This window comes from Halomonas sp. KM007, from assembly GCF_050709225.1.
Classification (GTDB): Bacteria; Pseudomonadota; Gammaproteobacteria; order Pseudomonadales; family Halomonadaceae; genus Vreelandella; species Vreelandella hamiltonii.
In genome coordinates, this window is record NZ_CP136131.1 from 3,025,330 (window position 1) to 3,046,580 (window position 21,251).

General features: G+C 60.4%; 17 protein-coding genes and 2 pseudogenes. 12 read left to right on the plus strand and 7 right to left on the minus strand.

From position 1 onward, the window contains the following. Window position 1 precedes the first annotated feature (1 nt). The 5 genes from RVM27_RS14340 to sucD all read left to right on the plus strand — a co-directional run bounded on the left by RVM27_RS14340 (window position 2) and on the right by sucD (window position 8,175). Entirely contained in the window at window positions 2-2,836 is a 2,835-nt protein-coding gene (locus RVM27_RS14340) for a 2-oxoglutarate dehydrogenase E1 component (protein ID WP_062359350.1), read from the plus strand. 38 nt (window positions 2,837-2,874) lie between these two features. Then, window positions 2,875-4,419 (plus strand): 2-oxoglutarate dehydrogenase complex dihydrolipoyllysine-residue succinyltransferase, encoded by a 1,545-nt coding sequence (gene odhB / locus RVM27_RS14345; RefSeq protein WP_044627830.1) that lies wholly within the window; start codon window positions 2,875-2,877, stop codon window positions 4,417-4,419. Window positions 4,420-4,531: 112 nt separating this feature from the next. Continuing rightward, window positions 4,532-5,971 (plus strand): dihydrolipoyl dehydrogenase, encoded by a 1,440-nt coding sequence (lpdA, locus tag RVM27_RS14350; protein WP_089675187.1) that lies wholly within the window; start codon window positions 4,532-4,534, stop codon window positions 5,969-5,971. 165 nt (window positions 5,972-6,136) lie between these two features. After that, a complete protein-coding gene (gene sucC, locus RVM27_RS14355; protein ID WP_016914526.1) occupies window positions 6,137-7,303 on the plus strand; it encodes an ADP-forming succinate--CoA ligase subunit beta in 1,167 nt (388 codons plus the stop codon). After that, on the plus strand, window positions 7,303-8,175 hold the full coding sequence (sucD, locus tag RVM27_RS14360; RefSeq protein ID WP_044627828.1) for a succinate--CoA ligase subunit alpha: 873 nt from the start codon (window positions 7,303-7,305) through the stop codon (window positions 8,173-8,175). Before sucC ends, sucD begins: the two co-directional genes overlap by 1 nt. An 85-nt stretch (window positions 8,176-8,260) precedes the next feature. Here sucD and gpgF read toward each other — a convergent pair whose 3' ends face one another. The 3 genes from gpgF to RVM27_RS14375 all read right to left on the minus strand — a co-directional run bounded on the left by gpgF (window position 8,261) and on the right by RVM27_RS14375 (window position 12,448). Continuing rightward, window positions 8,261-9,277: a glucosaminyl phosphatidylglycerol flippase gene (gpgF, locus tag RVM27_RS14365; RefSeq protein WP_273682236.1), complete on the minus strand. Its 1,017-nt coding sequence runs from the start codon at window positions 9,275-9,277 to the stop codon at window positions 8,261-8,263. Continuing rightward, window positions 9,255-10,373, minus strand: a complete 1,119-nt coding sequence (gene gpgS, locus RVM27_RS14370; RefSeq protein WP_284453169.1) for an N-acetylglucosaminyl phosphatidylglycerol synthase — start codon at window positions 10,371-10,373, stop codon at window positions 9,255-9,257. The genes gpgF and gpgS overlap by 23 nt, the downstream gene beginning before the upstream one ends. A 134-nt stretch (window positions 10,374-10,507) precedes the next feature. After that, window positions 10,508-12,448, minus strand: a complete 1,941-nt coding sequence (locus tag RVM27_RS14375) for an exoribonuclease II (protein WP_498957783.1) — start codon at window positions 12,446-12,448, stop codon at window positions 10,508-10,510. Between the two features lie 171 nt (window positions 12,449-12,619). Between RVM27_RS14375 and RVM27_RS14380 the strand changes: the two genes are divergently transcribed. The 6 genes and pseudogenes from RVM27_RS14380 (at window position 12,620) to RVM27_RS14405 (ending at window position 17,208) form a co-directional block, all read left to right on the plus strand. Next, window positions 12,620-13,423, plus strand: a complete 804-nt coding sequence (locus RVM27_RS14380) for a Cof-type HAD-IIB family hydrolase (RefSeq protein WP_287807244.1) — start codon at window positions 12,620-12,622, stop codon at window positions 13,421-13,423. Between the two features lie 95 nt (window positions 13,424-13,518). Beyond that, window positions 13,519-14,235, plus strand: coding sequence for a response regulator (locus RVM27_RS14385; RefSeq protein ID WP_287807242.1), 717 nt, complete (start codon window positions 13,519-13,521; stop codon window positions 14,233-14,235). A 53-nt stretch (window positions 14,236-14,288) separates the two neighbouring features. Beyond that, a pseudogene (locus RVM27_RS14390) lies at window positions 14,289-14,870 on the plus strand (ATP-binding protein); the annotation flags it as partial. Next, window positions 14,849-15,196, plus strand: a pseudogene (locus tag RVM27_RS14395) (carbohydrate ABC transporter permease); the annotation flags it as partial. The pseudogenes RVM27_RS14390 and RVM27_RS14395, both read left to right, overlap by 22 nt. Then, the gene (locus RVM27_RS14400; protein ID WP_039176323.1) at window positions 15,189-16,067 is read left to right on the plus strand and encodes a carbohydrate ABC transporter permease; all 879 of its coding nucleotides are present in this window, start codon (window positions 15,189-15,191) and stop codon (window positions 16,065-16,067) included. The pseudogene RVM27_RS14395 and the gene RVM27_RS14400, both read left to right, overlap by 8 nt. 19 nt (window positions 16,068-16,086) lie before the next feature. Then, window positions 16,087-17,208 (plus strand): ABC transporter ATP-binding protein, encoded by a 1,122-nt coding sequence (locus tag RVM27_RS14405; RefSeq protein ID WP_287807240.1) that lies wholly within the window; start codon window positions 16,087-16,089, stop codon window positions 17,206-17,208. A 27-nt stretch (window positions 17,209-17,235) separates the two neighbouring features. Here RVM27_RS14405 and RVM27_RS14410 read toward each other — a convergent pair whose 3' ends face one another. From RVM27_RS14410 to RVM27_RS14425, 4 genes are read right to left on the minus strand one after another with little or no spacing between them, the layout of a single operon-like run. Next, window positions 17,236-18,276: a YcjF family protein gene (locus RVM27_RS14410; RefSeq protein WP_287807238.1), complete on the minus strand. Its 1,041-nt coding sequence runs from the start codon at window positions 18,274-18,276 to the stop codon at window positions 17,236-17,238. Beyond that, window positions 18,273-19,661 carry a YcjX family GTP-binding protein gene (locus RVM27_RS14415; RefSeq protein ID WP_287807237.1) on the minus strand — a complete coding sequence of 463 codons (1,389 nt, stop codon included), beginning with the start codon at window positions 19,659-19,661 and terminating at the stop codon, window positions 18,273-18,275. The genes RVM27_RS14410 and RVM27_RS14415 overlap by 4 nt, the downstream gene beginning before the upstream one ends. Window positions 19,662-19,710: 49 nt before the next feature. Continuing rightward, window positions 19,711-19,902 (minus strand): hypothetical protein, encoded by a 192-nt coding sequence (locus RVM27_RS14420; RefSeq protein ID WP_058576924.1) that lies wholly within the window; start codon window positions 19,900-19,902, stop codon window positions 19,711-19,713. Window positions 19,903-19,962: 60 nt separating this feature from the next. Next, on the minus strand, window positions 19,963-20,832 hold the full coding sequence (locus RVM27_RS14425) for a D-hexose-6-phosphate mutarotase (RefSeq protein ID WP_089675189.1): 870 nt from the start codon (window positions 20,830-20,832) through the stop codon (window positions 19,963-19,965). A gap of 129 nt (window positions 20,833-20,961) precedes the next feature. On the opposite strand from RVM27_RS14425, the gene RVM27_RS14430 reads away from it, so the two are divergent. After that, window positions 20,962-21,204: a GlsB/YeaQ/YmgE family stress response membrane protein gene (locus RVM27_RS14430; RefSeq protein WP_044627819.1), complete on the plus strand. Its 243-nt coding sequence runs from the start codon at window positions 20,962-20,964 to the stop codon at window positions 21,202-21,204. Window positions 21,205-21,251 lie beyond the last annotated feature (47 nt).

Genomic DNA, 21,251 nt, shown 5'->3' on the forward strand with positions numbered 1-21,251 from the left:
GATGCAACAAGGCATAATGGAGTTGATGTGGCGTTCCTCTCACGTTAGTGGTGGCAATGTCCACTACGTGGAAGCGCTTTACGAGCAGTACCTCGCCGATCCTGATTCTGTCTCAGACGAGTGGCGCAGCTATTTCGATCAGTTGCCGCGTGCTGAAGGCAGTGCCTCCCACGATGTTCCACTAAGCCCCATTCGTGATCAGTTCTACCAGCTTGGCCGTGAAAGGCGCCCAGGCCGGGTAGTCGCCGCGTCCGACAGCGGTGAAAACAAAAAGCAGATTAAAGTCCTGCAGCTGATTAACGCGTATCGCTTCCGTGGCCATCAAAAGGCCAATATCGACCCGCTTGGTCTGCGTAACCCTACCCCCGTCCCCGACCTCGACCTGTCATTCCATCAGCTATCCAAGGCTGATCTTGATACCGAGTTCCAGACAGGTTCTTTCTTCCTGGGTGTTGATAAAGCACCGTTGCGCGAGATCGTCGATGCGCTGGAGCAGACCTACTGCCGCTCCATCGGCTGCGAAATCATGCACATCGTGGATACCGAAGAGAAGCGCTGGCTGCAGCGTCGTTTCGAATCGGTACGCAGCGCGCCCAAGTTCAGCGATGACGTGCGCAAGCACGTACTGGAACGCCTGACGGCTGCGGAAGGCCTGGAAAATTACCTGGCCTCCAAGTACCCGGGTACCAAGCGCTTCGGCCTGGAAGGTGGCGAGTCGTTCGTACCGATGATGGACGAACTGATTCAGCGCGCCGGTGGCTATGGCACCAAGGAAGTCGTGATCGGCATGGCCCACCGTGGCCGCTTGAATCTGCTGGTCAACATCCTGGGCAAGAACCCTGCGGATCTGATCGACGAGTTCGATGGCAAGAAAGTCATCGAGCGTGGTTCTGGTGACGTGAAATACCACCAGGGCTTCAGCTCCAACGTCATGTCGCCTGGTGGCGAAGTCCACCTGGCCATGTCGTTCAACCCGTCGCATCTCGAAATCGTCGCGCCGGTGGTGGAAGGCTCGGTACGTGCCCGCCAGGATCGCCGCAATGACGCTGACGGAAGCAAAGTGCTGCCGATCAATGTTCATGGCGATGCCGCCTTCGCGGGGCAGGGTGTGGTCATGGAGACATTCCAGATGTCTCAGACCCGCGCCTACAAGACCGGTGGCACGGTACACATCGTCATCAACAACCAGGTGGGGTTCACGACCTCCAACCCGGCCGATGCACGCTCCACCGAATACTGTACTGACATTGCCAAGATGGTTCAGGCGCCGATCTTCCACGTCAACGGCGATGATCCGGACGCGGTCATTCACGCCACCCAAGTGGCCCTGGATTACCGTCAGCAGTTCAAGAAAGACGTCGTCATCGACCTGGTGTGCTACCGCCGTCGCGGCCATAACGAGGCCGACGAGCCATCGGGCACCCAGCCGCTGATGTACGCCAAGATCAAGGATCACCCCTCCTCACGCACGCTGTATGCGCAGCGCCTGATCGAGCAGGGCGTGCTGTCCGAAGACGACGCCAAAGCCATGGTGGAAACCTACCGCGATGATCTCGTGGCAGGCAATCACGTGGCCAACGCGCTGGTTCAGGAACCCAACAAGTCGCTGTTCGTCGACTGGGCTCCCTACCTGGGCCATGAGTGGACCGGCAATGCCGACACCACCTTCGACATGAAACGCCTGCAACAGCTGGCGGCGAAGATGTGTGAAATCCCCGACGGTGTCGATGTTCAGCGTCAGGTCGCCAAAATCTACGAAGACCGACGTAAAATGCAGGCGGGTGGCATGGGGCTCAACTGGGGCTTTGCCGAAACGCTGGCCTACGCCACGTTGCTCGACCAAGGTCATCCTATCCGCATCACCGGGCAGGATGTGGGGCGTGGGACGTTCTCCCACCGTCACGCGGTCGTGCACAACCAGAAAGACGGGTCGACCTATGTGCCGCTGCAGAATATGGCCGACGGTCAGCCGCGCTTTACCATCCACGACTCCTTCCTATCAGAAGAAGCCGTGCTGGCATTCGAATACGGCTACTCGACCACCGCCCCGAATGACTTGGTTATTTGGGAAGCGCAGTTTGGTGACTTCGTCAACGGCGCTCAGGTGGTAGTGGATCAGTTCATCTCTTCCGGGGAGACCAAGTGGGGTCGCCTGTGCGGCTTGACCATGCTGCTGCCTCATGGCTATGAAGGCCAAGGGCCCGAGCACTCTTCTGCCCGTCTAGAGCGCTTCTTGCAGCTGTGCGCCGAGCACAACATGCAGGTGTGCGTACCGACGACGCCAGCGCAGATTTTCCACCTGCTGCGCCGCCAAGTGATTCGTCCGCTGCGTAAACCGCTAGTGGTCATGTCGCCTAAGTCGCTGCTGCGCCACAAAGAAGCAGTGTCGAGCTTGGAAGATCTCGCCTACGGCAAGTTCCACATGGTACTGCCGGATCAAGCGAATCTCGACGCCGACAACGTCACCCGCGTCATTATGTGCGCAGGCAAGGTCTACTACGATCTGGTTAACTGGCGCGCTGAAAACGAGCGTGACGACACGGCGATCATTCGTCTAGAGCAGCTCTATCCCTTCCCGAAAGAAGAGCTTCTGGAAGTGCTCCAGGCGTATGCCAATGTGGAAGACATCGTATGGTGTCAGGAAGAGCCGCTGAACCAAGGCGCCTGGTACTCCAGTCAGCACCACATGCGTACCGTGGCCGATATGTTGAAAGATGGCCTTGGACGTGAGTTGAAATTCGCAGGGCGTCCTGCCTCGGCTGCTCCGGCAGCGGGCTACATGTCCGTCCACACTGAACAGCAGCGCCAGCTGGTGGAAGACGCTTTTAACCTATAAGCGCCCACCGGGTTTAGAGAACACATAAGGGAAACGACATGGCTACTGAGATCAAAGCGCCAACCTTTCCGGAATCCGTTGCCGAAGGCACCGTGGCCGCGTGGCACAAAAAGCCGGGTGACAGCGTCGAACGCGACGAGCTGATCGTTGAAATCGAGACCGATAAAGTGGTACTTGAAGTCGTCGCACCGGAAGCGGGAACCCTGACCGACGTGATGGCCGAAGAAGGCGATACCGTCGAGTCCGAGCAGGTATTGGGCAAGATCGGCGAAGCGAGCGGTGCTGGCAGCAAGAAAGAGAGTGCCGCCAGCGATGACAGCGCCGAGAAGGCCGAGTCCAAAGAAGCCGCCAAGCCAGCCGGAGGCAAGCAGCACGACGTGAAGGCGCCTAGCTTCCCCGAGTCCATTCAGGAAGGCACCGTGGCGACCTGGCACAAGAAAGTAGGCGAAGCGGTCAAGCGTGACGAAGTGCTGGCCGACATCGAAACCGACAAGGTCGTGCTGGAAGTCGTAGCGCCTGCCGATGGTGCCCTGGCGGAAATCAAGGCAGAAGAAGGCAGCCAGGTTGAGTCCGAAGCGATTCTGGCAACCTTCGTAGAGGGCGGTGGCAGTGACCAGGCCAGCGCTTCTTCTTCCAGCAGCGCTTCCAGCGACGCTGACGATGAAGGCGCCGATGAGAAGGTGGGTGGCAAAGTGTTGGCACCGGCTGCTCGCAAGATGGTTGCCGAGCACGATCTGGACGTTTCCAAGATCGAAGGTACCGGCAAAGGCGGTCGCATTCTGAAAGAAGACGTTCAGAAAGCCGTCAAGGATGGTTCGGCCAAGAAAGCGGCCAAGTCCTCTGCACCCGCCAAAGCCGCTGCTGCGCCAGCGGTCGAGGGTGAGCGTGCCGAGAAGCGCGTACCGATGAGCCGTCTGCGTCAAACCATCGCCAAGCGCTTGGTTCAGGCACAGCAGACCGCTGCCATGCTGACCACGTACAACGAAGTGGACATGGGTGCGGTGATGTCGCTGCGTGCCCAGTACAAAGATACCTTCCTGAAGGCCCACGACACCAAGCTTGGTTTCATGGGCTTCTTCGTGAAAGCCGCCTCCGAAGCTCTCAAGCGTTTCCCGGATGTCAACGCCTCCATCGATGGCACCGATATCGTTTACCATGGTTACCAGGACATCGGTGTTGCCGTATCGACGGATCGTGGTCTCGTGGTGCCGGTTCTGCGTGACACTGACAACATGAAAATTGCCGACGTCGAGAAGACGATTGTCGACTTTGGCAAGCGTGCGCGTGACGGTAAGCTCGGCATCGACGAAATGCAGGGCGGCACCTTTACCATCACCAATGGTGGTATCTTTGGCTCGCTGATGTCGACCCCGATCATCAACCCGCCGCAAACCGCTATCCTGGGGATGCACAAGATCCAGGAACGCCCGATGGCGGTGAACGGTAAGGTCGAAATTCGCCCGATGATGTATCTGGCACTCTCTTACGACCACCGCATGATCGACGGCAAAGACGCGGTACAATTCCTGGTTACGATTAAAGAGCTGCTGGAAGACCCGGCCCGTCTGCTGCTAGACGTATAACGAAGCGCGCTGATCCGCCTTCGCTAGTGCTGAGCACGCTGAGTTAATCGCACACAGCCTCCTACCCGCTGTCATCCACCCGGGAGGAGGCCACCAAGCTAAAGGAGCCAACATGGCTGACAAGTTTGACGTGATCGTTATTGGTGCAGGCCCTGGTGGCTACGTAGCGGCTATCCGCGCTGCGCAGCTGGGTTTGAAAGCCGCCTGTGTTGAAAAATGGATCGGTAAAGAAGGTAACGTCGTTCACGGCGGTACCTGCTTGAACGTAGGCTGTATCCCGTCCAAAGCGCTGCTTGAAGCCTCGCACAAGTTCGTCGAAGCCAAGCACGATTTCGACGACATGGGTATCGAAGCCGGCGACGTGACCATGGACGTCAAGAAGATGATGGCGCGCAAGGACAAGATCGTTAAGAACTTGACCGGCGGCATCTCTGGCCTGTTCAAGGCCAACGGCGTGACCGCCATCGAAGGTACCGGTAAAGTGGTGTCTGGCAAGCAGGTTGAGGTGACCGACCTCGACGGCAACACCACCACTTACGATGCCGACAACATCGTCATCGCGGCAGGCTCCGTGCCGGTGGAAATTCCGCCCACGCCGCTGACCGAAGGCCTAATCGTCGATTCCACCGGCGCCCTGGAATTCCAGGAAACGCCGAAGCGTCTTGGTGTCATTGGCGCGGGCGTCATCGGCCTGGAGCTGGGCAGCGTATGGAACCGTCTGGGTTCTGAAGTCACCGTGCTGGAAGCGATGGACTCCTTCCTGCCGATGGTCGACACCGCGATTGCCAAAGAGACCCAGAAACTGCTCAAGAAGCAGGGGCTGGACATCAAATTGGGTGCCCGTGTGACCGGTTCGGAAGCGAACGGTGACGAAGTCGTCGTCAAGTACACCGATGCCAACGGCGATCAAGAGATGACCTTCGACAAGCTGATCGTATGTGTCGGCCGTCGTCCTTACACCAAAGGCGTTGTGGCCGATGGCGTGGGCGTCGAGCTGGACGAGCGTGGCTTCATCTTCGTGGACGACCAGTGCCGCACCAACGTGCCGGGCGTCTACGCCATCGGTGACTGTGTACGCGGTCCGATGCTGGCGCACAAAGCGTCTGAAGAGGGCATCATGGTGGCGGACATCATCGCTGGCCACAAGGCCGAGATGAACTACGATACCATTCCGAACGTGATCTACACCTTCCCTGAAGTGGCGTGGGTCGGTATGACCGAGCAGGACGCCAAAGCCAAGGGTGTCGAAGTCAAAACCGGTAGCTTCCCGTTTGCGGCCAGCGGTCGTGCTATGGCGAACAACGCCACCGAAGGTAGCGCCAAAATCATTGCGGATGCGGAAACCGACCGTATCCTCGGCATGCACATCGTCGGTCAACACGCGGGTGAAATGATCGCCCAAGGTGTGATCGCGATGGAATTTGGCTCCAGCGCTGAAGACCTCGCACTGACTTGCTACGCGCACCCGACCATGTCGGAAGCCGTACATGAGGCAGCACTTGCGGTAGAAGGCCATGCGATCCATATGGCTAACCGTAAGAAGCGTAAATAATTCGCTAAGCAACAACCAAGCGCCACCGACAGGTGGCGCAACACTTTCAGCCCCACACGGTAACCGTTAGGGAATTGAAAGTACGGGGATGATCAGTGCTTTGCAGGTAGTCTGTCGAGCCAACTGGTCATCGTTCGAGTCACATGCAACCAATGGCATGAATCGATGAACCTTCACGAGTATCAAGGCAAACAGCTGTTTGCTGATTATGGTCTGCCAGTGTCCAAAGGCTTTGCCGTGGACACTCCCGAAGAAGCAGTAGAAGCGTGCAAAAAAATCGGCGGCGACATGTGGGTCGTCAAAGCCCAGGTTCACGCTGGCGGCCGCGGTAAAGCGGGCGGCGTCAAGCTGATCAAGGACCCGGCAGAAGCCAAAACCTTCGCCGAGCAGTGGTTGGGCAAGAACCTGGTCACTTACCAGACTGACGAAAAAGGTCAGCCGGTTGCCAAGATTCTGGTAGAGACCTGCACCAACATCGCCGACGAGCTCTACCTGGGCGCGGTCGTTGACCGTACTACCCGCCGTGTGGTCTTCATGGCCTCTACCGAAGGCGGTGTTGAGATCGAAACCGTCGCCGAAGAGACGCCGGAAAAAATTCTAAAAGCTGAAATCGATCCGCTGGTCGGCGCACAGCCCTACCAAGCTCGCGAGCTGGCCTTTGCGCTGGGTCTGGAAGGCGATCAGGTGAAGCAGTTCACCAAGATCTTCCTGGGTCTGTCTAAGCTGTTCCATGACAAAGATTTGGCACTTCTTGAGATCAACCCGCTGGTCATCACTGACGAAGGCAACCTGCACTGCTTGGATGCCAAACTGGGCCTGGATAGCAACGCCCTGTACCGTCACCCGGACCTGCAGGCCATGCGCGATCCTTCCCAGGAAGATCAGCGTGAAGCCGACGCGGCGAAGTGGGAACTTAACTACGTCGCCCTCGACGGTAACATTGGTTGCATGGTGAACGGCGCAGGCCTGGCTATGGGCACCATGGACATCGTCAACCTGAGTGGCGGCAAACCCGCTAACTTCCTGGACGTTGGCGGCGGCGCGACCAAAGAGCGCGTCGCAGAAGCGTTCAAGATCATCCTGTCTGACGACAACGTGAAAGCTGTTCTGGTGAACATCTTCGGCGGCATCGTTCGTTGCGACATGATTGCTGAAGGCATCATCGGTGCCGTTGAGCAAGTGGGCGTTAACGTCCCGGTGGTCGTTCGCCTGGAAGGTAACAACGCTGAATTGGGCGCTGAAAAACTGGCGTCTAGCGGTCTGAACATCATCGCTGCTACCAGTCTGACCGACGCGGCTCAGCAGGTTGTAAAAGCAGCGGAGGGCAAGTAATGAGCATCCTGATCGATAAGAACACCAAGGTCATCTGCCAAGGTTTCACCGGTGGCCAGGGCACGTTCCACTCCGAGCAGGCGATTGCCTATGGCACGCAAATGGTCGGTGGTGTTACGCCGGGCAAAGGCGGCCAGACGCACCTGGGCCTGCCCGTTTTCAACACCGTGAAAGAAGCGGTCGAGAAAACCGGCGCAGAAGCCAGCGTGATCTACGTACCGGCACCGTTCTGCAAAGACTCGATCCTTGAAGCTGCGAACGCTGGCATCAAGCTGATCGTGTGCATCACCGAAGGCATCGCGACCCTCGATATGCTCGACGCAAAAGTAAAATGCGACGAGCTGGGCGTACGCCTGATCGGCCCGAACTGCCCGGGCGTGATCACTCCCGGTGAGTGCAAAATCGGTATCATGCCGGGTCACATCCACCAGCCGGGCCGCGTTGGTATCGTTTCCCGCTCTGGTACCCTGACTTACGAAGCCGTTAAGCAGACCACTGACCACGGTTTCGGTCAGTCTACCTGTGTCGGTATCGGCGGCGACCCGATTCCGGGTTCTAACTTCATCGACATCCTGGAAATGTTCGAGAAGGACCCGAAAACCGAAGCGATCGTGATGATCGGCGAAATCGGCGGCACCGCCGAAGAAGAAGCCGCGGCTTACATCAAAGCCAACGTTTCCAAGCCGGTGGTTTCCTACATTGCCGGTGTCACTGCACCTCCTGGCAAGCGTATGGGCCACGCGGGCGCCATCATCTCTGGCGGTAAAGGTACTGCCGATGAGAAATTTGCGGCTCTTGAAGACGCCGGTGTGAAAACCGTTCGTTCTTTGGCGCAAATTGGCGACGCGCTGAAAGAAGTGACCGGCTGGTAAGCCGCGCATTTTCTCCGTGACGCTGAAAAGGGCACCTTGGGTGCCCTTTTTGCGTTTGAGGAGGTTAAGTAAAGCGGTGAGGCGGCTAGCGCTGACGCAGCAGTCGCGCGCTGTAGAGCAGTAGCAGCGGCGCACCGGCGGCAAGATACAAGTGGTAGCTAATCAGCCGCCAGACCAGCACAGCGGCAGCGGCCTGCTCCCGGCCCATCAAAGGAAGCAACAGGCTTCCGACCCCCACTTCTGCCGCCCCTGCGCCGCCAGGGAGAAAGCTGAATTGGCTGGCGGCCATAGCTAGCATCTGAGTTAAAAACGTCCAGAGCCAGTCGGCATGCCCCCCGATGCCAATCACCGCTAGGTACAGCAAGCTGTAGCGCAGCAGCCAGTGTAGGGTCGTGAGTGCCAGCATCGCTGCCAACGTGGCTTTGGGTAGTGCCAGCGTCATACGCAGCGCATGGCGACAGCGTAACAGTCGCCTAACCAGCCAGCGCCTGCGGCTAGGGCGTATCCAGGCTAGCCACTGGCGTTGAGTACGCAGCAGCTTGGGTAAGTACCCCATCATCAGCGAGACGCCCACCGCTAACAGCGCCAATCCCAGTAACGAGAGCTGTACCAGCCCCTGGTGTGGCCACTGGGCATCCCCGAAAACCGACATCGCCACCAAACCGCTCAGCATCAGCAGAAAGAACAGCAGGTCGCACCCCTGGTCGATGAGAAACACGGCGGTGCCTTTTGAGGGCGAAAATCCCCGCTGGGCAAGTAATAACAGCAGAGTGGCCGGGCCGCCGCTACCGCCTGGCGTTGCGCAGAGCGCGCACTTCGCCGCCAGCTCGATGCCCAGCGCGCCGCGCTGCCCAAGCTGGCCAGCGCGGCCGTTCAGCATCAGGCGCAGACGGGCAGCATTTAAATTCCAGCATAGCGCCGCCATGGCGATCATTAGAACCAGTAGGCCAATGGGAAACTGCGCCACATGTTCAAACGCTTTGCTGCCCCCTGCAAGCGATGTGAGCACCAGCGGCGCTACCAAGGCAGCCAGCAGTAGAACGCCGTGTAGCGGACGAAAGCGCAGCAGCCGTTGAGGTTTAGCGGCGGACGGCACGGGCATCAGGCTGTTCGAGTCCACAGAGTTCGACATAGTGCGTGAGCAGCGAGCCAATGACGCTGTCCCAGCTGAACTGGCGCTCAACAAAATGGCGCGCGTAGCGTCCGCTGGCGGCAATATCGTTGCTAAACAGCGCGGAGCAGGCGTCCGCCATCGCGTCAGGGTCAAGCGGCTGGCAGAGCACGCCCGCGCCCAGCGGTACGTTCTCGATCAGCGCGCCTGCCCGCGCGCCAATCACCGGTAGGCCGCTGGCCATCGCTTCCTGGGCCACCAGCCCAAAGGTTTCGCGGGTGCCTGCATGCAGTAGCGCATCGCTACTGGCAAGCGCGCGGGCCACTTCATGGCTACCGCAGCAGCGGTTGACCACAGTGACATTGCTAGGCACTTGAGTCGGCATGCCCGGCCCCATCAGCAGCAGGTGGTAGTCGCTGCCAAGCGCCCGCATGGTGGCGAGTAGTACGTCGATATTCTTTTCTCGGGAAAAGCGGCCGACAAAGATCAGCAGCTTTTTATCCGCAGGAATACCCATGGCCGTACGGAAGCCGGGGTCGCGCCGCGAAGGGTGAAACTGCTCTAAATCAACCCCTAACGACTGCACGCGCACGTTGGGCACGCCCCACTCGGTGAGTCGGTTGGCCATCACATGGCAGGGAGCCAGCACGCTATCAAAGCGCTGGTACAGATCCACCACGTAGCGAACCAGCCGTTGGTGGACGTGTCGTCCAAAACGGTCCCCCATTAAGTTAGGTAAGTCGGAGTGATAGAAACCCACCACCGGCACACCTAGCCGCTGGCCAGCCTCCAGCGCGGCCCAGGCGGTCACATACGGATCACCTGCTTCGATCAACGTGGGGGAGAGGTCTACCAAAGCATCACGCCAAGGGCGGCGGCGCAGCGGGAATCGATAGCCTTGTCCAAGAGGCAGATGCAGCGCTGGTAACGTGTGGTGGTCGCCCAAACTATCACGCTCAGCCCCTGGCACCAGCAGGCTGGTACGGAGGTTGGGTGTGCGCGAGAGGACGCGGTGCTTGGCCTGTAAATAGGTGCGAACGCCGCCACTTGCCGGGGCGTGGAACATGGTCACATCGGCGATGTGCAAGGTAACCTCCGAGCCACATGAGTGTCATCGAATTACCTTAGGGTAGAAATAAGTCAGTTCTGCGACAACGTCACCGTGGAGCAGAAATAAAAACGCCACGGCAAAGCCGTGGCGCGAACACGTGTTGGCTGCGTTTAGTCAGCAGGTTTGGCGACCAGCGAGCGTGTCTCTTCACGGGCTTCCGTGAGTGATACGCGCAGGCTATCGCCCAGCTTGAAGCGCTCTTCGCCTTCGATCTGAATGCGGCCCTCTTTGTCATCGATGACCACTTTATCGCGGTCACTGTGCATCAAGGGGGCAGGCACGAACGCCGTCGCGCCGTTTTCTATCAGGCGAACCCGCATGCCGCCACGGTTGATCGCCATGATTTCGGCGTCGAAGGTGTCCTGATTCTGCGCCGCCGGGGTCAGGTAGCGCACGTAAAGCCAATCTTTCACGTCGCGCTCGGCCATACGGTTCAAGCGGCGGCGCTCGGTGAGCTGCTCGGTGAGCTGCTGGCTGGCTTCTGCCGGAGCCTGCTCACCCTTCAGCACGCGCTTGATCAAGCGGTGGTTGACCATATCGCCGTACTTACGAATCGGCGAGGTCCAGGTAGCGTAGGCGGGCAGCCCCAGGCCGAAGTGCGGGCCAGGCTGGGCCGACATGCTGGTGAAGCCCTGGAAACGGCGCAGGCGTGCATCCAGCCAAGCGTCGTCGCGGCTTTCAAGCGCACGCTTCAGCTCTTTATAGTGGGCAAGCTCGGTAAGTGCTTCCTGGGCCACTTCGATGTCTTGAGTCGCCAGGAACTCTTGTGCCGCTTCAGCTTTTTCCGGCTCGAAAGCGCGGTGTACGTTGAAGATGCCGTGGCCGATATGGCTAGCCAGGAAATCCGCGCAGCAGGCGTTGGCAGCAATCATCGACTCTTCGATCATACGGTTGGCAATGCGGCGGTCTTCGGTATGAATCCCCAGCACGTTGCCCGCTTCATCCAGATCAAACACGTAATCAGGACGATCTTTAAATACCAGCGCGTGCTCGTTGCGCCACGCGGTACGCGCTTCGGTTAGCTCACGCAGGGCGTGTAGCTGCTCGGCAATATTATCTGCCGGAGCCCAGTCGCCTTGGCCTTCAATCCAATCAGAGACGCGCTCGTACACTAGCTTAGCGTGGGACTTCACGTTGGCCGCGAAGAAGCGGTAGTCGCCCAGGCTGCCGTCGGCGTTAATGTTCAGCGTGCAGGCCAGGGCAGGGCGCTCTTGGCCTTCCCGCAGCGAGCAAAGATCATCCGCCAACTGCTCGGGCAGCATGGTCACGTTCTGGCCCGGCAGGTACACGGTAAATGCACGGACGCGGGCTTCCAGGTCAGCAGCGTGGCCCTCATCCACATAAGCGGTGGGGTCGGCAATCGCCACGCTCAGCTGCCAGCCGCCTTCGGGACGGGTCACCACATGTAGGGCATCGTCCATGTCTCGCGTCTTTTCGCCGTCGATGGTAAAGAAGGGCTGTGCGGTGAGGTCTTCCCGCGTCAGTCCCTCGTCGCGTAGCGGCCAATCGCTGCCGGCATCCGGGCACTCTTGCTCCAGCGCGTGGCGAGCAAGCGTCACGCGCCACGGCACGGCGGGGTCGTCGGCTTTGGCCACCAACTCATCGATCTGGGAGAAGAAGCCGCGGTCGTTCTCTTTTAGCGGGTGACGCACCAAACGCGCCACGACCCAATCGCCGTCGGCAATGGAGTCTTCATCCAGGCTATTTTTGATGCGTGCTTTTAGAACGTTGCGAATCGAGGGGTGATCCGGCACCACTGCCAGGCGGCCTTCGCGCTTTTGCACGCGGGCGATGAAGCGGTCCAGGCCCGCTTCGATCAGCTTCTCCGGCTCGACGGATTTTTTGTCCCCGTTCTCATGAATCACGGCTTCGACACGGTCGCCGTGGAGCACCTGCTTCATGGCAGGCGGCGGCACGAAATAGGATTCGCCGCTGTCGGTTTCAAGAAACCCGAAGCCTTTTTCGGTGGCTTTGATCACCCCTTCGGCGCGGGGAGTGGTTTCACGGATCTGTTGCTTGAGCTGGGCAAGCAGGGAGTTATTTTGAAGCATGTGTTCGATCAGTTGGCGAGAGTAGGGTGCCACTATACGGATTCCCGTTGGCTGCGCCAATCGTTGCCCTTGGGTAAGTCACGCCCGCTCAGGCGGGTCAATGACTTACCCGCTTGCGGATGAATCGGTTAAGCTGAGGCTCACTTCATGCGCCACGCCCAAGGAGCCTGTATGACCCCACGCCTGATTGTTTCCGACCTGGACGGTACGCTGCTGGGTAGCGACCACCGGTTGCACGACAGCACGGTAGACGTACTGCGCGCCCTGGTGCAACAGGGCCACCATGTGGCGCTGGCCTCGGGCCGTCACTACCACGACATGCGGGTATTTCGTGAGGAACTGGCCATTCCGGCCCATTTGATCAGCACCAACGGTGCTTACACCCACGCCCCGGATGACCGCTTGATCAGCGCGTCTCACCTGGCACCTGAACATGCACACACCTTGATTCATCTGCCCCGGCCCCCGCAGGTGCGCCTGAGCCTGTATCGCGATGAGGGTTGGCATGTCGATGCCGAAGCGCCGCACCTGCTATCGCTGCATGCCTCCACCGGGTTCACCTATGACGTGGTGCCGCCCGAACAGATGGACCGCCACGGGGTGGGCAAGGTGCTCTATCTGGGTGACCCCCAGGCGCTGGCCGAACTGGAGGCCCAGGCCCACGCGGCACACGGTGAGGGGCTGCACATCACCTACTCCACGGTGGACTCACTGGAGATCATGGCGGGCGGGGTGAACAAGGGCGTTGCACTGGCGGCGCTGCTGGAGTCATTGGGCCTCACCGCCGCCGACTGCCTCGCCTTTGGCGACAACCTCAACGACACCGAGATGCTGACCTTGGCCGGGGAGGCGCAGGTCATGGCCAACGCCCACCCGGCGCTGTTCGACCGTGTGCCCGATGCCCGGCGCATTGGCCATCACGGGGAAGCGGCGGTGGCCCAGTGGTTGGCTGAGCGTTTCGGGCTGTCGGGTTAGCTCTGCCACCTTAGTCAAGAGCCGCTTGCGGTAGCGACAGCGCTCCACCATCATCTAGCCCCTAAAACGATAACAACCCAGGGGCGCTTTCCACGATGACAACCACGCCTGCGACCTTGATGGTGGTCGATGATGACCCGGAAATCCGTGAGCTGCTGGCGGATTATCTGGGGCGCCACGGTTATCGGGTGTTCACGGCCGAAGGAGCGCAGGCGCTCTATCAGCAGCTTGCGGAGCAGACGCCGGATTTACTGATCGTCGATGTCATGATGCCAGGGGATGATGGCTTTACCATCTGTCGCGAGTTGCGCAAGCACAGCGACCTGCCGATCATCATGCTCACCGCCAGTGCGGACGATACCGACCGTATTCTGGGGCTGGAGCTAGGCGCCGACGACTATCTTGGCAAGCCCTTCAACCCCCGTGAGCTGCTGGCGCGTATCAAGGCCGTGCTGCGTCGAAGCCGCACGGCATTGGGCCTTCAGGAGGCTCGCTGGGTGCGCTTTGGCGAGTGGCAGCTGGACCGGATGACCCGTGAGCTGGTGGACCAGGCGGGCGAGCGTACGGCTCTGTCAGGTGCCGATTTCCAGCTGCTTCAGGTATTTCTGGAACGTCCCGCCCAAGTCATTACCCGTGACGACCTGTACGCCTTGACCCGGGGCCGAGACGCCCCGCCTCTGGACCGTTCCATCGACGTGCACGTGTGTCGGCTACGCCAGCGGCTGGGTGAAGATGCCCAGCATTCGCAGCTGATTCGTACGGTGCGCGGGGCGGGCTACGTGTTGACCGCTCAGGTAGACACCGCCCTGTGAAGCGCTGGCGACGCTGGCTGCCTGCCAGCCTGCGCGGCCGTTTCGTGATCATCATGATTGCAGGGGTACTGGCCGCCCAGGTGGCCAGCTACGCGATCTGGACCTCGCAAATGCGCGCTAGCCAGCTGGAGCAGCTCGATGAGCTATCCAGCAACATGGCCTTCAGCATTGCGTCCACCATGCGCTTTTTTCGTTCGCTGCCGGTGGACTATCGCCATATCGTGCTCGACCAGCTGCGCAACATGGGAGGCACGCGCTTTTTTGTCAGCGTCAACCAGCGGCGCATCCCCGTGGAGGACATTGGCAGCGGCCCCGAAAAAGCGGTGGTGGTGAACAATGTCCACACGATCCTCACCCAGCAACTGTCGATCGACGATGTCGTGGTGGAGTTCTCCCGCCCCGAGACCCTGCGGGTATTCAATAATGAAGTGCTGCTCTACGACCTGCCGCCGCGCTGGGGCCAGCACAGCCTGCTGATGGAGCCGCTGTCGCCGCCCATTCTGGTGGTGCAACTGGAGCTGGCCCCGGATACCTGGCTCTACGTGGCGACCCTGCTGGGCGTACCGGACATTTTCAGCGGTTACCGCTGGCTCTCTGAAGAGCGTCTGCTGGCGGGGCTGGTGGTATCGACGACAGCATCGTCAAGGCCGCCCAGCTCGATGGGGCCAGCCTGCCGCGCATCTACTGGCGGGTGGTGATGCCCTGCCTGCGTCCGGTGGTGTTCAGCGCGGTGATGATTCTGGCGCATATCGCCATCAAGAGTTTTGACCTGGTGGTGGCGCTCACCGGCGGTGGCCCGGGCTATGCAACGGACCTGCCGGCCACGTTCATGTATACCCATGCGTTCAACCGGGCGCAGATCGGGCTGGGGTCGGCCAGCGCCATGCTGATGCTGGGGGGCGTGCTGGCCATCCTGATTCCGTACCTCTACTCCGAATTGAGGAGCCGCAAACATGGCTAACGTGATTCGTCGCCAAACGCTGGGCGCGCGGCTGCTGCGCGGGGTGCTTTATGGCGTGCTGGCGTTGGCGGCCCTGTTTTACATTCTGCCGCTGGTGGTCATGCTGATGACCTCCATCAAGCCACTCAGCGAAATCAGCGCAGGCACCTTGCTGTCGCTGCCGCAAAACCCGACGCTCGAACCCTGGGCCAAAGCCTGGGGCGAGGCGTGTACCGGCATGCGCTGCGAGGGCGTGGGTGGCTACTTCTGGAACTCCTTTGCCATCGTCATCCCCGCCGTGCTGATCTCCACCGCCGTGGGCGCGTTGAACGGCTATGCGTTGACCAAATGGCGCTTCAAGGGCTCTGAACTTGTCTTCGCGCTGATGCTGTTTGGCTGCTTCATTCCGTTTCAGGTGGTGCTGCTGCCCATGGCGCAAACCTTGGGCTGGCTGGGGCTTTCCAGCTCGCGGGCGGGCTTGATTCTAGTGCATGTGGTATTCGGTATCGCCTTTACCACGCTGTTTTTCCGCAACTTCTACGTGGGCATTCCCAACGAGCTGGTGTCTGCGGCCAAGCTGGACGGGGCCGGGTTCTTTCGTATTTTCTGGCGCATTCTGCTGCCGGTCTCGGCGCCGATCATCGTGGTGTCGGTGATCTGGCAGTTCACTCAGATCTGGAACGACTTCCTGTTCGGTGTGGCGTTCTCTTCCCATAACACCCAGCCGGTCACCGTGGCCTTGAACAATCTGGTCAATACCTCCACAGGGGTACGTGAATACAACGTCGACATGGCCGCCGCCATGATTGCCGCGCTACCGACGCTGGTGGTCTACGTGCTGGCGGGCAAATACTTCGTGCGTGGGCTCACGGCAGGCTCCGTAAAGGGCTAATAACAATAGGATTTTGATCATGGCAGCGTTAGAAATTCACAACGTATGCAAAGCGTTTGGCAGCGAACGGGTGCTGAAGGATGTCAGCATCTCCATCGACTCCGGCGAGTTTTTGATTCTGGTGGGGCCGTCCGGGTGTGGTAAATCCACCCTGATGAACGCCATTGCCGGGCTAGAACCCGTCACCAGCGGCAATATCTATATCGACGGCGAGGACGTGACCTGGCGGACCCCCGCCGAGCGCGATATTGCCATGGTGTTCCAATCCTACGCCCTCTACCCCAGCATGACCGTGCGCCAGAACATCAGCTTTGGCCTGGAGATGCGCAAGGTGCCCAAGGCCGAACGGGAAGCCGCCGTGGAGCGGGTGGCCGACCTGCTGCAGATTTCCCACCTGCTGGATCGCAAGCCCGCCCAGCTGTCCGGTGGCCAACGCCAGCGGGTGGCCATGGGGCGCGCGCTGGCGCGAGAGCCCAAGGTCTATCTGTTCGACGAGCCGCTCTCGAACCTGGACGCCAAGCTGCGGGTAGACATGCGGACCGAGATCAAGAAGCTGCACCAGCGCTTGGGCACCACCATCGTGTACGTCACCCACGACCAGGTAGAGGCCATGACCCTGGCCGACTGCATCGCGGTGATGCGCGATGGGCATATCTTGCAGTTGGGTAGCCCCGACGAGGTCTATAACAACCCCGTGGACATGTTCGTGGCGGGCTTCATGGGCTCGCCGTCGATGAACTTCATCCGTGCCACGCTGGTGGCGGCCGGGGAGGGTTACGCCCTGCGCATTGCCACGCCGGGGGAGGCTGATCTGCTGCTGCCGTGGCCTGCCTCTCGCCATTCGCCAGGGCTGGTCGAGCGGCTGGAGAAATCGGTCATTCTGGGCCTGCGCCCGGAGCATTTCAGCGAGGAGGACCTGCGGCTCGCCGAGCAGGCGGAAGGCACCCTGCTGGAGGCTACGGTGAGCGTGGTAGAACCTACCGGGGCAGACATTCTGCTGCGCCTGCCGTTGGGCGAGCAGGAGATCACCGTGCGGGTCGGCCCCAAATGCCCGGTCGCACCCGGCGAGCGTTTGGCACTGCGGGTGGATATGTCCCGGGCGGTACTGTTCGATGCCGACACCGAGCAGCGGCTGGCCTGAACCGCTGCCTGACGTGCTGTGACAGGCTTACTCCTTGTGCCGCGTGGCGGCAGGGGCGGGCTCCTTGTCCAGCCGTTTGAGCTGTCGCCAGAGATCCTGACGCAGGTCGGCCAGCCGCGGCTGCTCTTCCGGGCTGAAAGCCACCGGCCGACACAGGCGCTGGGCGCGCAGCCCCAGGCGGGCGCTCAGCAGCCCCGTGGCCAGCCCCTGGCCTGCGCGTGCCGACAAGCGCCCTGCCAAATCCAGCGAGAGCATGTTGACGCTGGCATCGGTGGCCAGTTCGCTGGCTCCGGCAAAGGCCATGTTGTGCAACACATGGCGAAACAGCCGCAGTCGGCTGGCGTAGCCGAGTTCCAGCCCGTATAGGCGGCTGAGCCTGTCTACCATGGCCAGGCTGCGCCAGGCCACCAGGGCCATATCCACCAGCGTCAGCGGGCTGACCGCCACCATGATGGCGGTTTCACCCGACATGCGGGTAATCAAACGCTGGGCTTCCCGGTCTCGAGGGGCCAACAGGTGGTAGCGCAGCAGCGTATGGATCTCTTCCCCGCTATGGTGGGGCTGGCAGGCGCGCTGAAAGGCCAGCCAGTGAGGGTCGTCGTTGCCGAGCTTCAGCTGCTGGCGAAGCTGTTCGGCCATGGCCAACGCCTGTTTGCCGGAGCGTTGGGGTAGTTCGGCCAGGTTGGCCCGCAACCGGTCATGGCGCTTGAGCCGCCCCAGACGGCCAATTTCCTTCAACAGCGAGACACCGCCCAGGCCAATCAGGCTGATACCGAAGAGCTGCCAGGCCATGGTCAGCCACTGGGACTGCGCGAGCGCATCGGGGATACCGGTGACCAGTTCCACGGTGCCCAGCGTGGCACCGCCTGCCAGCGCAAACATCAACCCCCAGCGGCGCTTGCGGGGAGCGCCCAGGGTTTCTTCCGGCAGGGCTTTCAGCTCGGCCTGGGTGGCCAGCGGCTGGTGGGTGTCCGTGGCGGCAAAGCGCTCGTGCTGACGCAGAGTCTCTGCGGCGGGCTCGGGGTGCGCTTCGCTATGAAAGTCACGGCGGGGCTGAGGGTTGCTCATGACAGTTTATCTCCAATCAGCCAGTCGATCGCGGCGTCCATACGGATGTGGGGCAGCGCCTCGCCGTTGGCGGGCATCGGGCGGAAACTCGGGAAATCGAACCCCTGCTGCTGCCAGAAATCGGCCTTGGGCAAGCGGCTGGGCACGTCACCTGGGTAGACCAGCACCTCTTCGCCTTCCAGGGTGGTGCCTTTGAGGGCCGGGCTGCGCTGACCGTCGTGGAGCACTTCCCGAGCCTCGGTGGCGCGGATGGCCGCCAGCGACAGCGCTTTCACCGGGATATCGGCAAAGCGTAAGTCTTTCAATGGCTCCGCCAGCAGCGCTTCTAACAGCTGCACCACGTGGGTGTGTTGGTCGGGTGTCACGTGGTCCGCCTTGGTGGCGGCAATGGCGAGGCGGTCAATTTTAGGAGCGAACAGGCGGGTCAGCAGGCTGCGCTTGCCGTAATCAAAGCTCTTCATCAGCTGTTGCAGCGCGCGGGAAAGATCCTCGAAACGCTCCGGCCCGGCGTTAAGCGCGCCCAGCACGTCCACCAATACAATCTGGCGGTCAAAGCGGCGAAAGTGGTCGCGGTAGAAGGGGCGCACCACCTGCTGCTGGTAGTAGCGAAAACGCGCCGCCAGGGTGGCGTAGAGGCTCGACTCGGGCAGCGCGTCGAGGGTTTCTTTGGGAGTATCTAATCCAGGCAGCGGGAAGAACTGCAGCACCGGTGCGCCATCTAGCTCGCCGGGCAGCAAAAAACGCCCCGGCTGCAGGTCAGAAAAGCCCGCTTGCTTGGCACGACGCAGGCCTAGTGCATAGGCATCGGCCAGCGTGGCGAGCTGTGCTTCATCGGCTTCTGCCGTAGGGTCTAGCTGCTCTGACTCGGCCAGCCATTCGCTAAACAGTGCCCGGCGATGAGGGCCTTCGTGCTGGGCTTGGCTCTGGCTCCAGCTGTAGAAGTCGTGCTGCAGCAGCGGCAAATCCAGCAGCCATTCGCCAGGGTAGTCGAACAGGTCCAGCGTCAGGTGAGCGATATCCGGCGTAAACCAACCCTGTTGGACGGGGCGGTAGCGCAGCTGTAAACGCAGCTCGCTAATGCCACGAGTGGGCTCGGGCCAGCGCGGCGGTGTATCTCTCAGCGATGCCATGCCGGGGTCATAAGGGAAGCGTGGCACGCCTAAGTCCGGCTGATTTAAACGCTGCGCGCCTAGCAGTCGACCTTCACGGGCAACCGGTAGCAGGTCTAACTGTGCTTCTACGCCTGCATGGCGTAGTTGGTTCACCAGCGAGGTTAAAAACGCCGTTTTACCCGCTTGCGAAAGGCCTGTCACCGCCAGCCGCAGCTGCCGGTCTCGGCTTCGCTCTAACATATTGCTCAATTCGCGGCTTAACGGCTGGCGCATCCTGTCGCTTCCTTCATCGGGTGGGGCATCTTGGCGAGGTGGTGGAACGTTAGCGCTGCCACATCAAGACAAGTTGAGAGAGCATGGGCAGGGTCGCAATGATAAAACCGACGACCGCGAGGCTATAGCCGGGCCAGCGGCGCTGCATTTTTTGTGCAAGCGTTAAGCCAACCAAGCACACCACCATACCGATCAGGTTAAAGGCAAGCGTGGCTGCTTCCAGCCATTGTTGTGGATCCATCGTCGCTCCTTGGGGGTGTATCAATGGCTTGATCATAGCAAAGCCTTGATGAACCGATCATTAACCGCGGCTTATTGTCGTCCCTAGCAGGTGCTGTGCCCCTGGTACTAACCAAACGGGGTCAAGGCGAGTATTGGCGGCTTCAACGCATAAAAAGTGTTTGGCGGCGTCGGCGGGTGTGTCGCTGGGCAGGTCGCTATCCGGGTGCCAGACCACCGTGGAGTCGCTGGACTGCTTGCCGATGCGCAGCGTGCGCTGGCCGTCGTTGAGCAGCACCGCTTCATTGGTGTGATAAATACGGTCGACCGGGCCACGAATCGCCAGCGTGCCCTGTTGCTCAGATTCCGCAAAGTCACGCAGCTTATCCAAATAGCGCGCGCCTGCTAGGCCTTCTAAGCGGCATTGATGCACCTCATTAACGGCCAGGTAGGTATGCAGTGCGCCGCTGGTTTTGATCGGAGCATCGCCAATGTTTTCGCTGATGATCTCAACGTTTAGCCGCTGGGCGTTGGCTTGAATGACCACGCGGGCGGTGAGCTGGCTATGCAGACACTCTTCCGGCGAGAGATGGACCTCGATGCCTTCGGCGTGGTCGTCAACGGCGTCCAGACGCCACATGGCGTGGCGGGCAAGCCCATGGAAGGGGCCGTTACGCTCGGGGCTTTCGTCAGCGTAGCGCTCGTCGGCAAACCAGGGCCAGCAAAGCGGAATGCCGCCACGAATCGCGCCCGGCAGCGCCTGCGGCGTTGGCGTTACCCATAGCCAGCCAGTGTCGCCTGTTGGCTGAAAGTGCAGCACCTGTGCGCCTTGCAGGCTAATGACCATTTCCCCCCAGGCCATGTTGAAGAGTGCGACGTCACGGCCCTCCCAGGTGGCGCGTTGATGACCATCAACATGGCTAAGTAGCTGTTTAAGGGAGTCGGGAATCATAAGAGGATCCTTGTGGGAAAAGGCAACAAATGGGCAGAACAGTAGCGCCGTGTGCTATGGTAGGACAAGCATAGGTGGAAGGATAGGTTGAAGGTAAAACCCCAAGCTGAGAGGAACCAAGGAGGTAGTATGGGCTTTATTGCGTGGTTAATCATTGGTGGTTTAGCTGGCTGGATTGCTGGCAATATCATGCGTGGCGGTGGTTTTGGTATTTTAGGCAACATCGGCGTGGGTGTGGTTGGCGCGCTCGTCGGGGGCTTCTTATTTAGTTTGCTGGGTTTACAGGCGGGTGGCTTTATCGGCTCGCTGGTCACGGCAACCGTGGGGGCGGTGGTCTTGCTATGGGTCATTAGTAAAGTCAAAAGCGCTTAGCGCACGCTACTCTTTGCGGTAATCGCTGCCCGGCCTTTGTGCCGGGC

Excerpts from the sequence above, each read along its gene's own strand:
- RVM27_RS14340 (WP_062359350.1), top strand. The coding sequence starts at position 2 with ATGCAACAAGGCATAATGGAGTTGATGTGGCGTTCCTCTCACGTTAGT.
- RVM27_RS14425 (WP_089675189.1), bottom strand. The coding sequence starts at position 20,832 with ATGATTCCCGACTCCCTTAAACAGCTACTTAGCCATGTTGATGGTCAT.
- lpdA (WP_089675187.1), top strand. The coding sequence starts at position 4,532 with ATGGCTGACAAGTTTGACGTGATCGTTATTGGTGCAGGCCCTGGTGGC.
- RVM27_RS14410 (WP_287807238.1), bottom strand. The coding sequence starts at position 18,276 with ATGAGCAACCCTCAGCCCCGCCGTGACTTTCATAGCGAAGCGCACCCC.
- odhB (WP_044627830.1), top strand. The coding sequence starts at position 2,875 with ATGGCTACTGAGATCAAAGCGCCAACCTTTCCGGAATCCGTTGCCGAA.
- RVM27_RS14375 (WP_498957783.1), bottom strand. The coding sequence starts at position 12,448 with ATGCTTCAAAATAACTCCCTGCTTGCCCAGCTCAAGCAACAGATCCGT.
- RVM27_RS14385 (WP_287807242.1), top strand. The coding sequence starts at position 13,519 with ATGACAACCACGCCTGCGACCTTGATGGTGGTCGATGATGACCCGGAA.
- gpgF (WP_273682236.1), bottom strand. The coding sequence starts at position 9,277 with ATGCCCGTGCCGTCCGCCGCTAAACCTCAACGGCTGCTGCGCTTTCGT.
- RVM27_RS14400 (WP_039176323.1), top strand. The coding sequence starts at position 15,189 with ATGGCTAACGTGATTCGTCGCCAAACGCTGGGCGCGCGGCTGCTGCGC.
- RVM27_RS14420 (WP_058576924.1), bottom strand. The coding sequence starts at position 19,902 with ATGGATCCACAACAATGGCTGGAAGCAGCCACGCTTGCCTTTAACCTG.
- RVM27_RS14405 (WP_287807240.1), top strand. The coding sequence starts at position 16,087 with ATGGCAGCGTTAGAAATTCACAACGTATGCAAAGCGTTTGGCAGCGAA.
- RVM27_RS14415 (WP_287807237.1), bottom strand. The coding sequence starts at position 19,661 with ATGCGCCAGCCGTTAAGCCGCGAATTGAGCAATATGTTAGAGCGAAGC.
- sucD (WP_044627828.1), top strand. The coding sequence starts at position 7,303 with ATGAGCATCCTGATCGATAAGAACACCAAGGTCATCTGCCAAGGTTTC.
- RVM27_RS14380 (WP_287807244.1), top strand. The coding sequence starts at position 12,620 with ATGACCCCACGCCTGATTGTTTCCGACCTGGACGGTACGCTGCTGGGT.
- RVM27_RS14430 (WP_044627819.1), top strand. The coding sequence starts at position 20,962 with ATGGGCTTTATTGCGTGGTTAATCATTGGTGGTTTAGCTGGCTGGATT.
- sucC (WP_016914526.1), top strand. The coding sequence starts at position 6,137 with ATGAACCTTCACGAGTATCAAGGCAAACAGCTGTTTGCTGATTATGGT.